Source organism: Iodobacter fluviatilis (assembly GCF_900451195.1).
In the GTDB taxonomy this organism is placed as follows: domain Bacteria; phylum Pseudomonadota; class Gammaproteobacteria; order Burkholderiales; family Chitinibacteraceae; genus Iodobacter; species Iodobacter fluviatilis.
In genome coordinates, this window is the sequence record NZ_UGHR01000004.1 from 373,290 (window position 1) to 387,910 (window position 14,621).

The window sequence follows — 14,621 nt, forward strand, 5'->3', positions numbered from 1 at the left end:
CCTGAATCTATTTATTCAGACCATCTTTTAAGGCAGAAAACAGCACAAGATGGCAAAAATACCTGACGATTTTATTCAAGATCTCCTTAATCGTGTCGATATTGTCGACGTTGTTGAGCGCTATCTGCCGCTTAAAAAAGCGGGTCAGAATTATAGTGCTTGTTGTCCGTTTCATAAAGAAAAATCACCTTCGTTTACGGTAAGCCAGACCAAGCAGTTTTATCACTGTTTTGGCTGTGGCGCGCATGGCTCGGCGGTGGGTTTTGTGATGGAGCATCAGGGAATGAGTTTTCCCGATGCCGTGCGGATGCTGGCCGAATCGGTGGGCATGCAGGTGCCCGTCAGCGACGCGCCAATGAGCGAAAAAGCCAAGGCAGCACCCGGTATTTATGACGTTCTGAAAACGGCCATGAATTATTATCGGGCGCAGCTTAAAACAGCGCCTGCGGCCATCGAATACTTGAAAAGTCGGGGTGTTGAAGGTAGAACGGCCGCTCGTTTTGGTCTGGGCTTTGCGCCCAGCGCAGGGCAATCGTTAAAGGCGGTGTTCGCTGATTATGACCAAAACCCGGTGATTAAAGACGCGGGCCTAGTGGCAGAAGATGAAAATACCCTCAGGCGCTACGATCGGTTTCGCTCACGGGTGTTATTCCCTATTTTGAATCAGCGCAGCCAGGTGATTGGTTTTGGCGGACGGATTATGGGCAATGGTGCGCCCAAGTACTTGAATTCACCAGAAACGCCCGTATTTGAGAAGGGTAAAGAGCTATATGGCTTACCACAAGCCAGAGCCGCGATACGTGATCGCGGCCGTGTGCTGGTGGTTGAGGGCTATATGGATGTGGTGATGCTGAATCAGCATGGTGTGGAATACGCCGTTGCCTCGTTGGGAACCGCCTGCACACCAGAGCATATCCGTAAATTACTGAAGCTGGCTGACGAAGTTTATTTTTGTTTTGATGGTGATAAAGCGGGTAAAAAAGCCGCATGGCGCGCATTAGAAAATAGTTTGGAGCAGCTGGTTGATGGTAAAAAATTAGCATTTTTATTTTTGCCTGCCGAGCACGATCCTGACTCATATGTGCAGGCCTTTGGCCAAGCACAGTTTGAGACTGCGCTATTGCAAGATTCCGTACCCCTCGCGCAATTTTTATTGAAAGAATTGTCAGCTCAAGTTGAGTTGGAGAGCGAAGAGGGCAGGGCTAAATTGATTTCCTTAGCCGCCCCTATGCTTAGCCAAGTGAAGGCGCCTGCTTTTGGCATGATGATCAGAAAGCGTCTTGCAGAGCTGTCCCGCTTGGAAATGAGCGAATTAAGCACCGTTTTGGATGGCAGCCCTGTAAGATCTGTGCCCGAATATGTGCCGGGTGAAAGTTTTCAGGCGGATATTGTCCCCGAGCCTTGGCAAGAAAACCAGGTATGGTCGAATGAGTGGCAACCAGGACAGCAGCAAAGCAAGCAGTATGCCCGGCAAGATAGCCGCCCGGCATGGAAGCCAAACTGGCAGCCAAAAGGTAAATGGAAGGGGCGCGGCGACGAACGGATGCCCGCGCATCTGATGCCAAGACCTGCACCCAGAGCCGCACCGACTGGGCCTGTGCATAAATTGATTCAACTGGTCTTAGCGCACCCGGGTTTGGTGCGCCGCACTGAGCCGGTATGGTTATCGTGGCCAGAGACCGATGCAATGGGGCTGGCGCAAGAATTGCTTCAAAAGATTTGCAAATATCCGGATTTATCCAGTTTGCAAGTCGTTGAATCATGGCAGGGCATGTTTGACTACGATGTATTACATCGTTTGCTTATTTCTGGCGGAGAGTATTTTGATAAAGCCTCAGAGGCTGAGCTGGATGAGCAACTGGCTGCTACTTTAAAAGCAGTGGAAGTCAGTGTGATTCGCCCTATGATGCAAGAGCGGTTTTATGCTCTGACCTATAAGCAAGCAAATGGTGGACTAACGGAGGCAGAAAAACTGGAATTTGCAGCACTCGTATCCCGCCGGTGATCATTATTGGCAACAAATTGTAGCGATTGCTGTCTTAAATAACCTGCGTTTACAGGGTAAACGAGGACTATGGTGGCTTACTGTCACAGCAGAATCGGCATTATTGTTGGCTGGTGAGATGCGGTGGATTTACTTATGCCGAAGAATTGTCACAAATTTGTGATACAATCTACGGTTTTCCCGAACATACCTGAACTCGAGAGTCATGGCGGCAGATCAAGAAATCGACAACGACGACCAAGCGCGGACTGATTTCCGTGAGGTCAATCGGCCATCTGCTGAGCAGAAGGCCGACCCCGAACAACGTAAAGCGAAGTTTAAAACGCTGATCGTGCTCGGTAAAGAGCGCGGCTATCTAACCTACGCCGAGATCAACGACCACCTGCCAGATGACATGCTGGATGCCGAGCAAATCGAAGGCATCATCAGCATGATCAGCAATATGGGCATCCAGGTGTACGACGAAGCGCCGGACGCAGAAGATCTGCTTATGTCCGATGCAGCGCCGTCTGTGCCAGATGAAGATGCTGCTGAAGAAGCTGAAGCGGCGCTGTCTTCCGTTGATGCAGAGTTTGGTCGTACTACCGATCCTGTGCGCATGTATATGCGTGAAATGGGCACGGTAGAGCTCTTAACCCGTGAAGGCGAAATTGAAATCGCTAAACGGATTGAGGACGGTCTTAAACACATGATCCAGGCGATCTCAGCCTGCCCGACTACCGTCGCCTATATTCTGGGCTTGGTAGAAAAAGGCCTTGCTGATGAGATTCGCATTGATGATGTGATTGATGGCTTTATCGATCCTAACGCAGACGAAAACACCCCTCCGCCAATCGAAGTGATTGAAGCGGAAGCAGAGGATGCAGACGATGCGGTAGACGAGGAAGACGGCGAAGAAGATGACGGCAGTGCCGCCGCTAAAGCCAACCTTGAGCTGTTAAAAGTTCAGGTGCGTGAACATTTCGACATCGTGCGTGAGCACTTTGACAAAATGATCAAGGCGCTGGCTAAAGAAGGCGCACATGGCAAAAGCTACCTGGAACATCAGCAAGCCATTGCTGGCATTTTCCTGATTACCCGCTTCTCGGCTCGCCAAGTTGAATCGCTATGCGATCAGCTTCGTGGCATGGTGGATGAAATCCGCAGCTGCGAGCGTGAAATCATGGACATCTGTACTGTCCGGGTAAAAATGCCGCGCGATCACTTTATCAAAACCTTCCCAGGTCGTGAAACAGATACGGCGTGGGTAGTGGATGAGATCAACTACGGTCATAAATATTCCGCCATTCTTGCGCGCTACCAGCACGCCATTATGGAAAAGCAACAAACTCTGGCTCAGTTGCAAGTTAACGCAATGATTCAGATTAAGGACCTCAAGGAAATCAACCGTCAGATGTCGACGGGTGAAGCCAAGGCCCGCCGCGCTAAGCGCGAAATGATTGAAGCTAACTTGCGTCTGGTTATTTCGATTGCTAAGAAATATACCAACCGTGGTTTGCAGTTCCTTGACCTGATTCAGGAAGGCAATATCGGCCTGATGAAAGCGGTAGATAAGTTTGAATATCGCCGTGGTTACAAGTTCTCGACTTACGCAACATGGTGGATTCGCCAAGCGATTACTCGTTCGATTGCCGATCAGGCCCGTACTATTCGTATTCCGGTACACATGATCGAAACAATCAACAAGATGAACCGTATTCAACGGCAAATCTTGCAGGAAACCGGTATTGAGCCGACTCCTGACGAGCTCGCAGATAAAATGGAAATGCCGGAAGACAAGATCCGCAAAATCCTCAAGATCGCAAAAGAACCGATCTCGATGGAAACGCCGATTGGTGACGACGACGATTCCCATTTGGGCGATTTCATCGAAGACTCAAACAATCTGGCTCCTGCTGAAGCCGCTATCTACGCAGGCTTGCGTGAAGCGACTAAGGAAGTGCTGGATACCCTGACACCACGTGAAGCCAAGGTGCTGCGTATGCGCTTTGGTATTGATATGAATACCGATCACACGTTGGAAGAAGTGGGTAAGCAGTTTGATGTGACGCGTGAGCGTATTCGTCAGATCGAAGCCAAGGCATTACGTAAGCTTCGCCACCCGACTCGTTCAGAAAGACTGAAAAGTTTTGTTGAAAGTCAGGCCAGTGAAGGTTAATATAGCGCCTCTTATGGGCCTGTAGCTCAGTTGGTTAGAGCAGAGGACTCATAATCCTTTGGTCCTCGGTTCAAGTCCGAGCAGGCCCACCAAAAAAAATCAACGGCTTACGCATCTGTGCGTAGGCCGTTTGATTTTGTGGATTAGAAAAAGTGCATTTCAGTACAGTAACAATCCACGAAACCCGCATTAGAGTCCTAGTAAATCTCCTTGCCGCAGCCAGACGTGCTGTTTTGCGCAAATTGCCTGCTTTGATATCACGCAAATGTCCCTTTCTGAGCAGGCACCCAAACAAGACCAGGAAGGCTGAATAAGTTTGAGCTGGTATCCGCCCCCTCGTGCTCTGTCAGGCTTCCTCCGGCCGCCATACCAGCATTTGCTGATCAGTGAAGGGATGTGTGCTAATCCCCCTGTGGGCAGGCTAATTTCTTGCCTGTTACGATCTAATCGTATCCTTTACCTATAGCAGTGCGCTGCAGCATGCCTATGTGGCACAGCCCTGTACAACTCAGCTGATTACAGATCGAAGCAGATGCCTTGGGCAGGTTGATTGTGCAGCCATGTTGCGGCACAACTGAATGGCGTCTTATGCATGCGTCGGACGTGGCTGTAGCCTTTTTAGATTACCTCCTTGAATCATTTATGCAGCATCCTGCGGACCTGCATAACAAAAACAAGCGCAGTAAGGATTTATATATAAGCATTTTGTAATATTAAGCAAAAATGCAGTAAGTTCAAAATAAAGGTAAACTCCTCGTCATGACATGTAGAAAATATGTCATATAAGCTTCCAGTAGGAAGTTTGAAATACAAATCAGGTATCTTCTTGGCCATAAAAGCTCAATAAGTAAGGATTTTGTGATGTGGTTTCGCGTTTGCCTGCTGGGTTTGTGTTCTTTGGATTATGCACAAGCTGCTTATGGGCCAGAAGACACATTAAAATTAAATGCCAATTTAGCTTCTCAGTTTGATAGCAATTTATTTAAGCTGGATGAAAATTCAGAAAACACACAAACCAGAAGAAATGGGCATAAAGCAGATCTAAATTTAGAAACAAAAGTAAGCGGGCGTTTGGATTTGAAGCTGTCGCGTCAGCTATTGCATCTGAATGCAGATGTGAGCCAGATTAATTATCATCATTTCAGCGAGCTCAATCATCAGGAATGGAATGCGGGCTTGGCATGGGATTGGTTTATAGGCAGCCGTTTCAGTGGCCAGCTCAGCGCAACGACAGCAAATAAAATGTCGTCTTTTGAAGATAATCTTTTAGGGGGCGAAGGCAATAGTGCGCTGGATATGCAGCGCCAGAACAGTATTGCATGGCAGGGCGTATTGCAATTAAAAAGCACAATTGCAATTATTGCATCCGCAGGGATCAGTACCGAAGAGCATGATTTAAAAAAATATATAGATGCCAAGAATAATACGGCAAGTTTAGGTCTGCGTTATCAGACAGCAAAGGGCAATTATATTTCGATCCGGCATGGCTGGCGAAAATACTCCTATGATATTGATTTACCTTTCAGGGCTGGCTTTACCGAGCAAACCAGCTCAATTGATCTGGGCTACTCCCCTAGTTATAAGCTGATGCTCAGCACCTCAGTGGGGCTGAGCCGCTGGGTCTCTGCATTTAATGATCAAAGTCAGAATACGCCGCAATGGGATCTTGGGTTGACATGGCAAGCTACAAATAAAACAACTTTAAAACTGGGCTATGGGCAAAGTTTTTCAGAATTCACCAGCGGAGCGGGGCGTAATTTAGATCAGCATATTAATGTCACTGCAAAATGGCTGATGACAGAAAAGGTGGACTGGAATATCGAAGCCAACCGGCGTGAGCGTAGCTTTGAAGTGGCCAGCGGCAATGTACAGGCCAGTGAAAATACTAATAGCTTACGTCTTGGATTAAATTATAAAGCGCTGCAACCTTTAACCATTTCAGGCTATGCTCAGGCAGAGCAAAGAAATAGTGAAGTGATCAATAGTAATTATAAAGACTATCAGTTGGGCCTGAATGTGAGGTTTGATTATTGATCAGCGATAAAACATAAGTAGAGCTTCACTGAAAAATACAATTTATTTTTGTAAAATTCAGTATTATTTATGCTTTAAAACTTGCATGTATTTGAAACTATTTGCCTCCAGAGGCTTTGAATATTTTGAATGATTCAGTAAAAAATATCGATCAATATATGGATAAAAATACTTTAGAAGCAAGTCTTGTTTCTGCGCCCAGTTTGCTCGCGGATCGTTTTCGGGAATTTTCTAATGCTGCGCCCTTTATTAGCTTTTTTAAGCTTTTTATTGACCCTATTATCGTCGTAGCATCACTATACTTACTGTCTGTCCCTTTTAATGTGGCGATGGATGGTTATGAATTTGTTCTTGCAACACTGTCTTTTTTGCTCACAGCCTTATTACTGGATGGTATGTTTTTATTTATGCCGGGGTATTCAAGATCATGGCTCGGCTTGGGGCGGTTTATTACCGAGTGGCTGGCTGTAGTTGTTGCACTGGTTCTGATTGGCAGAATTTCAGGGTTTATAGATTATTATTATCCGCCATTTATTATTACTTGGTTTATTGTTTCACCCTTAGTATTAATACTGGTTCATGTGGCGATACGGGTTTATGTATTGAGGGTAGATGCGGGCGAAAATGCAGAACGTAGCAAAGTAGTCGTAGTTGGAATTAATCAGCCTAGCCAAATTCTGGTCAAAAATATTTATGATGAGCCATTTTTAAAAATGGATTTCATGGGTTATTTTGATGATAGGGCAACCAGCCGCTTGCCAAAAAGTGCTGCTCAGCACTTAAAAGGCTGCCTTGATATGCTGCCAAAATATATTAAAGAGCATGGTATAAAAAAAATATTTATTTCTTTGCCAATGAGCTCCCAGCCCCGAGTGCTTGAATTAATTGATGAATTAAAAGATAGTACTGCTTCTATCTATTTTATTCCGGATTTGTTTGTCTTCGATTTAATTAATGCCCGGTTTGATAATGTGGCTGGAATGCCTATTGTTGCGATTTGTGAGAGTCCATTTATGGGCCTGAATGGGGTAATAAAAAGAATCAGCGATATTTTATTATCGTTGTTCATTTTGTCCATGATCTGGCCCATTCTGTTTATGATTGCTTTAGCTGTGAAACTAACCTCAGCCGGTCCTGTGTTTTTTAAGCAGCGCCGTTATGGTGAGAATGGCGATAGCGTGCTTGTGTATAAATTCCGATCCATGACAGTAATGGAAGATGGCGATCAGGTAGTACAGGCCACTAAAAATGATCAGCGCTTAACGCCGATTGGTAGTTTTTTACGTAAATCATCATTAGACGAGCTGCCGCAGTTTATTAATGTATTGCAGGGAAAAATGAGTATCGTTGGCCCGCGGCCGCATGCAAATGCTCATAATGAGCAATACAGAAAACTGATTAAAGGCTATATGATCCGCCATAAAGTAAAGCCGGGCATTACTGGCTGGGCACAGGTTAATGGTTTTAGGGGGGAGACAGATACCCTAGAAAAAATGCAAAATAGAATTAAATATGATTTAGACTATCTGCGTAATTGGTCTGTCTGGCTGGATTTAAAAATTATTATATTAACGGTTGCTGTTATTTTTCGTGACAGAAACGCATATTAAAACTCAACTCAAAATAATTCTTAGGGGATTCACCGTGTTTAAAACAAAAATGAAACCACTGGTTTTAACGATTGCAGCTGTAGCATTATTGGCAGGATGTGGTGATAAAGAAGAAAAAAAATCTCCAAGCCAGGTCCTAGCAACTGTTAATAAAACTGAAATTACAGTGCATCAACTCAATACTTTGCTGGGGCGTGTACAGGCAGCAACACCGGCAATGAAACAACAGATGCTTGATCAGCTGATTGATCAGGAATTACTGGTGCAAAAAGCCGCAGAGCTTAAATTAGATAGAGAACCTAATGTTTTGCAATCTATAGAATCAGCAAAACGCCAGATTCTTGCTCAGGCCGCAGCAGAGCGTGTATTGGGTAAGCCAGAGGCTTTAAAACCGGCTGATATTGATAAATTTTATAATGATAATCCTGCCCTTTTTGCAGAACGCAAAAACTACGAATTTGTAGTATTCAGCGTAGATAAAAAATCATATAACGAAGATTTAACCAAGCAGCTGGATAAGGCGGGTAATGCACAGCAGGTTAAAAGTATTTTTGCCTCTGCACAGATTAAATTCAGTGAAAACGAAGTAAAACGGACCGCAGAGCAATTGCCCCTTACTTTATTGCCAAAATTTTCAGCGATGAAAACAGGCGATATCATCACGATGCCGGAAGGCGATAAAGTTGTTTTACTTTTATTAAAAGAAAGCGTTTTAGCACCAGTGCCTAAAGAGAACGCATCACCTTTGATTCAGCGCTATTTGCAAAATGATAAAGTGCAAACCGACGCTAAAATTAAAATTAAAGCATTGCGCGACGCTGCAAAAATTGAATATACACAAAAATTTGCAGAGCAGGCACCCGGCGCAAGCAGCCCTGCAGCAGCAACTGATGATGGCATGAAAGCGGGATTGAAAGGACTTAAATAATGAAAGTTACCCGAGTAATTGTCTTTGTCTGGGGGTTATTCATCAGTTTTTTTGCAATGGCCGCGCCTAATGCAGAGTACCGCCTGGGGCCGGGTGATATTGTAAAAATAAGTATCTATGATCACCCCGATTTAAGTACTGAATTACAGCTTAATGATAAGGGGTCTGTTGCTTTTCCTTTATTGGGCGATATCAAGCTTTTAGGCTTGCAGTACACAGAGGCAGAGGCACTTATTGCGGGTAATTTAAAAAAAGGCGGATTTGTTAATAATCCAAATGTCAGCGTAATGATTTCTCAATACCGCAGCCAGCGAATAGCGGTGATTGGTGAGGTTAATCGGGCCGGCCGCTATGCATTAGAAGGTGCCACCGGCCTCGTTGATTTAATTGCGATTGCAGGCGGGTTGAATTCAAATGCCGGCGACAATATCGTGATTTTGCGCGGATCAGACCGTATTGAATATAGCTTAAGCCAGTCGATGAAATCATCTGACGAAACAAAGCGCAATATGGCGGTGGCTAATGGCGATGTTATTTATGTGCCGCGTGCTCAGCAATTTTATATCTATGGTGAGGTAAATCGCCCTGGTGCATTTCGCATGGAGCCTAAAATGACAGTTATGCAGGGATTGGCTCTGGCAGGCGGATTTAATCCCCGTGCATCACAGCGTAATTTAGAAATTCACCGGGTAGATCAATTAGGTGCAATGACTACGATAGAAGCAAAACTGACAGATTTTTTGCAGGAAAACGACACCATTTTCGTTCAGGAAAGTCTTTTTTAATGAAACAGCTCTTCGCAATTATAAAATCGCCACCGATTACCGGCTAGGGTGAATGGCGTGAATTTAGAAGCAAATATGTATTTATTATTAAAGAGCTTAATTTAATATGACACTTGAACAATTTATAAATATTTTGCGTGCCAGAAAAATTACAGGCATAAGCATATTCTTCGCTATTATTTTGGCAACTCTAGTCATTAGTTTTCTATTACCGAAGCAATATACTTCAGATGCCGCGCTGGCCGTGGATGTTAAAGCAACAGACCCTGTCACTGGGCAACAGGTTGCAGGTTTTTTAGCGCCAAGTTTTATGGCAACGCAGGTTGAAATGATTGCCAGTCAGAATGGTGCACTTAAAGTTGTGGATGCTTTGGGATTGGCCAAATTGCCAGAAGCACAGGCTCAATTTATGGAGGCCACCAAAGGAAGGGGGGATATTCGTAATTGGTTTGCCGAGTCTTTATTAAAAGGTTTAGAAGTAAAGCCTAGCCGTGAAAGTAATGTGATTAATTTATCTTACACAGCAACTGATCCACAATTTGCAGCCGCTTTGGCCAATGCTTTTACTCAGGCTTATATCCGGACTACGGTCGATATTAAGATGGCATCTGCTCAGCAAAATAATATTTTCTTTCAAGAGCAGTTAAAAACGTTGCAGGCTAATTTAGAAAAAACTCAGAAAGAATTATCCGAATATCAGCAAGAAAAAGGCATTGTAGCGACGGATGAGCGGCTGGATATTGAAATGCAGCGCTTAAATGAAATATCCAGTCAATTGGTTGGGGCGCAAGCACAAACTTTTGATGCTCAAGCGCGCGCGCGTGGCGGGCAAACTGCCCCTGATGTATTAAATAACCCTCTGATTTTGCAGCTAAAAGGCCAGCTTTCTGCACAGGAAGCAAAGTTAAAAGAACTGGCTGTTAAAAATGGCCCTAATCATCCGCATTACCGGCAAGCTTTGGCTGAAGTCACCGCAACTCAGAATCAGCTGAATGAATTAATGCTGCAATATTCGGGCGGATTAAGTGGCGTGGCGGGGAATTCTCAAACACGGCAAGCTGCTTTAAATCAGGCGATGAAGGCGCAAAAAGAGCGGGTACTTGAGCTTAAATCAGGCCGTGCCAATATCGATGTTTTACAGCGCAAAGTGGATAACGCTCAGCGCAGCTACGATCAGGCACTGCAGCGCTTTAGCCAGACCATGCTGGAAAGCCGCTCGGATCAAAGCAATATCACCATTTTGAAATCGGCGATTGCGCCACTCACTCATTCAAAACCCCGAACTTCATTAAATATGCTGTTGGCTGTTTTTGTAGGCGCTTTACTTGCTGTGGCATCAATACTAGTGCTTGAATTTTTAAACAGACGAGTACGTACTAAAGTTGATATTGAAAGCTATTTAGGCCTGCATGTATTGGCAGAGCTGGGCAAGGAAGATGCAAAAAAATTATTTGGAAATCAATACCAAGGTAAAAGAAGAGCAACTGCAGGAGAAGTAGCATGATAGCTGCTCAGATTGAAAAATCAAATTCAAGCAGTAATATTGGAAAACTATTATTAGATAACGGTAAGCTAGATAGCGCCCAGGCCGAGAAAGTTCTTCTTTTGCAAAAAGAAGAAGGAATACGTTTTGGGGAAGCTGCAATTCGTTTGGGCTATATTAGCGAAGCCGATATTCAGCAGGTTTTGGCATTACAGTTTTCATATCCATATTTGCAGAAAGGGCAATCAAAGCTGAGCCCAAGCCTTGTTGCCGCATATGATCCTTTTGATAAAATTGTTGAAGAAGTACGCTGTTTGCGCAGCCAGATTTTATTACGCTGGATTAGCCTTGGCCATAAAAGTGTTTTACTTGCATCGTGTGATGAGGTGGCTGGTGAATTAATTGCTAATTTAGCCATTGTATTTTCGCAATTGGGTGAAAAAACTCTACTTGTCGATGCAAATTTACGCCAGCCGCATCAGCATGATTTATTTGGCCTGCAAAATCGTCAGGGCTTCAGTGAGGTTTTGGCAGGACGCGTATCTATACAAACGGCGATTCAGCATGTTGATGGCTTATTGGATTTAAGCGTATTAACTGCAGGAACAAAAGCACCTAATCCTCAGGAGTTATTATCAAAAGGGGATATGGGGGAATTTACGGCCGAATTAGAATCTATTTATGATGTGATTTTATATGATGCACCACCCAGTACAAAAGCTGCCGATGTGCAATTACTGGCAGCAAGAACAAAAGGCGTTATTTTAGTGGCAGTACGTCATAAAACATCACTCAAAGATTTAGCTCAGTTGCGTGATCAGTGTGAAATGGCGGGTGCCGAGGTATTAGGCTGCGTTTTATTAGGATCATAAAAGATGAGTTCTTTGCTTGCCCGCTATATTCCGGAATCAATTGTGCAGTTTATCCGGCTGAATTATTTGCTCATCTTAGGTTTTTCTATTCTTTGCATACCTACTATCGCAGATTTAAGTCAGGATTTATGGCAAACCCCCGAGCAAGGGCATGGCCCATTTATTCTGGCAATTATTCTGTGGCTTTTTTATAAGACCAATACAGAAGGCCGGCCAGCAGAGGCCCGAAGTAATAATATTTCGGGTGCGATTATATTTTCTGTGGGGGCTTTGTCTTATATTTTAGGCCGGTCACAGGAAATCTGGTTGTTTGAGGTCGGGGCCTTTATTCCCATGCTAAGCGGGCTGATTTTACTTATCGCCGGTAGTGCAGCTTTAAAAAAATACTTTTTTGCCATTTCATTTATCGTTTTTTTAATTCCATTACCAGGTGTTGTGGTCGATGCATTAACCAGCGGCTTAAAAAGCCAGGTTTCACATTGGGCAGAGGTTTTACTTTATGCGGCAAATTATCCGGTTGCCCGCTCAGGGGTCATGCTGGTGGTCGGGCAATATCAGCTATTAGTTGCGGATGCGTGCTCGGGGATGAATTCTTTATTCAGCCTGTTTGCACTGGGATTGTTATATATCCACATTGGCGGATATGGTTTTAGCTGGCGGGGTATATTTTTATTCTTATGTGTTGTACCGATTGCATTTATTGCGAATGTCATCCGTGTGATGATATTAATATTGGTGACGTATCATTTTGGTGATGCGGCAGGTCAAGGGTTTATACATGGTTTTGCAGGCATGGTGGTTTTTGCGGTTGCTCTGATTGCTTTTTTTATCACAGATTTTTTACTAGGGCTGATATTCGTTAAAAAGGCCGCAAAATAATGGTAAATAAAAGAATTATACTTTTTATATTGATGGGCTTAACTGCACTCTTTACGTATGTAGTTACCCCCAGAATTGTGATGGCGGATATTCATCATATTGATTTAGAGAAAATGATTCCCCTCAGCTTTGATGGATGGAAAAAAGAAGAGGCCGCTGTTGCGCTGGTTCAGGCGCCTGATGTTGAAGCCGCATTAAGCAAACTGTATTCAAATTTATTAATGCGTACTTATGTAAACAGCAAGGGGGAGCGGATGATGCTCTCAATTGCCTATGGCCCTGATCAGAGAGATAACGGCGGCAGACAGGTCCACAGGCCGGAAGTTTGTTATCCCGCTCAGGGGTTTAATATTTCGCAAAATAAAGAGGCAGTTTTTAGCTCTCAATATGGTGATATTCCTGTACGTCATTTAATTGCTAGGCAAAACCAGAGAGTAGAGCCCATTACCTACTGGCTGACTGTTGGATTAAAAGCAGTAAACAATACAACTAGCTTTAAATTGAATCAATTATCCTATGGGGTTAAGGGCTACATCCCCGATGGTATGCTTATTCGTGTTTCAAGTATTGATGAAAATACTGAAGATGCATATAAAAAACAGGAAGGTTTCTTAAAGAGCTTAGGTGCAGCAATCTCTGAAAAGAATAGAAAAAATTTTGGATTTAATTGAAATATATTGACTGGGATTTTCTTGATGGCTCAAAAAATAGTTGCACTGATTACAGGCGTTACCGGCCAGGATGGCTCTTACCTTGCTGAGTTTCTTTTAGAAAAAGGCTATGAAGTGCATGGTATTAAACGTCGTGCTTCATCGTTTAATACCCAGCGTGTTGATCATATTTATCAGGATCCGCACCATGGCAATAACAGCTTTAAATTGCACTATGGTGATTTAAGCGATTCATCTAATTTAACCCGCATTCTGCAGGAAGTGCAGCCGGATGAGGTTTATAACCTTGGTGCACAATCACATGTGGCCGTTAGCTTTGAATCACCTGAATATACGGCCGATGTGGATGCTATGGGCACGTTGCGCTTATTAGAAGCAATTCGCTTTTTAGGCTTGGAAAAGAAAACCCGTTTTTATCAGGCGTCTACTTCTGAGCTGTATGGATTAGTGCAAGAGACCCCGCAAAAAGAAACCACGCCATTTCATCCGCGCAGCCCTTATGCCGTGGCAAAGATGTATGCCTATTGGATTGTGGTGAATTACCGCGAAGCCTATGGCATGTATGCATGTAATGGCATTTTGTTTAATCATGAAAGCCCGCGCCGTGGCGAAACATTTGTAACACGCAAAATTACCCGTGGTCTGGCAAATATCGCCCAAGGATTAGAAAAATGCCTGTTTATGGGCAATATTGATTCCCTGCGGGATTGGGGCCATGCCCGTGATTACGTCAAAATGCAATGGATGATGTTGCAGCAGGAAACGCCGGATGATTTTGTAATTGCCACAGGTGTGCAATACAGCGTGCGCGATTTTATTCGCATGGCGGCTGCCGAACTGGGAATGACTCTTTCTTTTGAGGGAAATGGCATTGATGAAAAAGCCATTATTGTCAGCATTGAAGGCGATAAAGCACCAGCTTTAAAAGTGGGCGATATCATTGTACAAGTTGATCCGCGTTATTTCCGCCCGGCTGAGGTTGAAACACTCTTAGGTGATCCGACAAAAGCCAAAGAAAAATTAGGCTGGACGCCAGAAACAACCTTGCCGGAATTAGTTAAAGAAATGGTCGCTCATGATCTGGTGCAAGCACGCCAGCATGCCCTGCTTAAAACACATGGCTATTCTGTAGCGGTTTCTACAGAGCAGTAAAATTAATCCGGACAATTGTGCCCGGTTTTTAACCCTGTTAAATT

The 14,621-nt window shown here is 44.1% G+C and carries 11 protein-coding genes and 1 tRNA gene; all 12 read left to right on the forward strand.

The genetic code is table 11. The annotated features are described in order from the left end of the window. Positions 1 to 49: 49 nt before the first annotated feature. The 12 genes from dnaG to gmd all read left to right on the forward strand — a co-directional run bounded on the left by dnaG (position 50) and on the right by gmd (position 14,577). Positions 50 to 2,005, forward strand: a complete 1,956-nt coding sequence (gene dnaG / locus DYD62_RS20410; RefSeq protein WP_115229636.1) for a DNA primase — start codon at positions 50 to 52, stop codon at positions 2,003 to 2,005. A gap of 205 nt (positions 2,006 to 2,210) precedes the next feature. Further along, complete coding sequence (gene rpoD, locus DYD62_RS20415) at positions 2,211 to 4,163, forward strand: RNA polymerase sigma factor RpoD (RefSeq protein WP_099399841.1); 1,953 nt, start codon at positions 2,211 to 2,213, stop codon at positions 4,161 to 4,163. Positions 4,164 to 4,178: 15 nt separating this feature from the next. Then, positions 4,179 to 4,255 (forward strand) — tRNA-Ile (locus DYD62_RS20420). Positions 4,256 to 5,024: 769 nt separating this feature from the next. Continuing rightward, positions 5,025 to 6,197 (forward strand): outer membrane beta-barrel protein, encoded by a 1,173-nt coding sequence (locus tag DYD62_RS20425; protein ID WP_115229639.1) that lies wholly within the window; start codon positions 5,025 to 5,027, stop codon positions 6,195 to 6,197. A 158-nt stretch (positions 6,198 to 6,355) separates the two neighbouring features. Continuing rightward, positions 6,356 to 7,807, forward strand: coding sequence for an undecaprenyl-phosphate glucose phosphotransferase (locus tag DYD62_RS20430; protein ID WP_115229995.1), 1,452 nt, complete (start codon positions 6,356 to 6,358; stop codon positions 7,805 to 7,807). A 34-nt stretch (positions 7,808 to 7,841) separates the two neighbouring features. Further along, entirely contained in the window at positions 7,842 to 8,735 is an 894-nt protein-coding gene (locus DYD62_RS20435) for an EpsD family peptidyl-prolyl cis-trans isomerase (RefSeq protein WP_115229641.1), read from the forward strand. Then, entirely contained in the window at positions 8,735 to 9,520 is a 786-nt protein-coding gene (locus DYD62_RS20440; RefSeq protein WP_115229644.1) for an SLBB domain-containing protein, read from the forward strand. Before DYD62_RS20435 ends, DYD62_RS20440 begins: the two co-directional genes overlap by 1 nt. A 106-nt stretch (positions 9,521 to 9,626) precedes the next feature. Then, complete coding sequence (gene epsF, locus DYD62_RS20445) at positions 9,627 to 11,024, forward strand: chain length determinant protein EpsF (RefSeq protein WP_115229646.1); 1,398 nt, start codon at positions 9,627 to 9,629, stop codon at positions 11,022 to 11,024. Beyond that, positions 11,021 to 11,875, forward strand: a complete 855-nt coding sequence (locus tag DYD62_RS20450; RefSeq protein WP_115229648.1) for a polysaccharide biosynthesis tyrosine autokinase — start codon at positions 11,021 to 11,023, stop codon at positions 11,873 to 11,875. Before epsF ends, DYD62_RS20450 begins: the two co-directional genes overlap by 4 nt. Before the next feature lie 3 nt (positions 11,876 to 11,878). Continuing rightward, positions 11,879 to 12,754, forward strand: coding sequence for an exosortase B (gene xrtB, locus DYD62_RS20455; RefSeq protein ID WP_115229650.1), 876 nt, complete (start codon positions 11,879 to 11,881; stop codon positions 12,752 to 12,754). Then, positions 12,754 to 13,425 carry an exosortase-associated protein EpsI, B-type gene (gene epsI, locus DYD62_RS20460; RefSeq protein WP_115229653.1) on the forward strand — a complete coding sequence of 224 codons (672 nt, stop codon included), beginning with the start codon at positions 12,754 to 12,756 and terminating at the stop codon, positions 13,423 to 13,425. The genes xrtB and epsI overlap by 1 nt, the downstream gene beginning before the upstream one ends. Before the next feature lie 24 nt (positions 13,426 to 13,449). Beyond that, a complete protein-coding gene (gene gmd, locus DYD62_RS20465) occupies positions 13,450 to 14,577 on the forward strand; it encodes a GDP-mannose 4,6-dehydratase (RefSeq protein WP_115229655.1) in 1,128 nt (375 codons plus the stop codon). Positions 14,578 to 14,621: the final 44 nt, after the last annotated feature.